Source organism: Bacillus sp. V3B, assembly GCF_024494465.1.
Classification (GTDB): Bacteria; Bacillota; Bacilli; order Bacillales; family Cytobacillaceae; genus Bacillus_BD.
Map to the genome: position 1 here is coordinate 1 of NZ_JAETXM010000074.1, position 1,152 is coordinate 1,152.

Annotated in this window: 1 protein-coding gene; it reads right to left on the bottom strand. The window is 35.4% G+C overall.

Annotated elements, in window-relative coordinates; all coding sequences use genetic code 11:
* Positions 1 to 181: 181 nt before the first annotated feature.
* Positions 182 to 1,152 (bottom strand): group II intron reverse transcriptase (locus tag JMM81_RS22575; protein WP_375162440.1); only part of this gene is annotated, 971 nt, incomplete at its 5' end.

The following is a 1,152-nucleotide window of genomic DNA, read 5'->3' on the forward strand; positions in this document are numbered from 1 at the left end:
ATTAAGTTCTGAGCGTTTTTTAGCAAAATAATTTAGGGTCCTTCTTAAACTAAAGTTAGCAATAGGTAAGCATTTGAAGTTATCTCCAGCTTTTCCCCTGCTCCGCACAGAGCATGCTGGTTTCCCAGCACTCTGCGTTCCATCTAACTTTATGTACTAGATTATAAGTTCCTTGTTACTCTTAGACATGGGATCTTTCGATCTGTTCGAGTCCGCATTTCATGCGGTATTGATTCACTTTATTCATCATTGTATTACTTAGTCTAAGGTTCTTTATGTGAGATACAATTCTTTCATTGTTTATAAGGTGTATTAATCGATGTACATCTTTATGAAGTATGCGAAGGTTGTTAAATTGGTCCGTTCCTCCAAGATCTTTCGGTACATAGTGGTGACAGTGAACCTCTGAAGCAGATAGATATCTGCCAGTTATCTCGCATTTCCCCATCTTCATACTGTATCGACTAATACGATTATCCATATATTCAATGCTTCTGTTTGGAAGATTTGATTTCATAAGAAAACTAATTTCATTTTTCAAATCCAGATCTAATCTCTTATAGAATTTCTTTCTTCCCACTTCAGTGAAAAGTGATAGCTCTTGGCTAAAGTTCATTGCATTTACTGTTTTAATATTTCCGATAGGAAATAAATACACATTCGCAATTCTAAATGTTTTAAAGCTCAAGCTATAAAACTTTTTGTAGGTTGGTGGGGGATTAGATGGATGTGCGTATTTTCCAACAGAGTTAAGACGATTGTATAGAAAAGCCTTTAGATCGTAGGCAAGACGTGAAAACTCTGGATTAACGTGTGTAGCTCGGTTAAAATAGTTATGAATACCTAAAATAAAACTATTGAATTTTAGGGCATTTTGAGTAGTCGGAGCAGCTTTCAACATTCGGATGTGTTGTTTAGCTTTTTGTTTGAGTTTTACCCATTTAAGGGGTTTTATTCCCGTATGAGCTACTCTTTTTGCCCTCTTTTTTGTTGCCCATATTGTGAAGCCTAAGAATTCTGATTTACGTTTTCGTAAGTTTACTATTTGAGATTTCTCGGGTGATATGTCTAGTTTTAAACGTTCTTTAAGATACAATCTTACGGCGTGGTACCATTTTTGAGCCGTTTTTCCATCTCGACAGAGAATTTTAA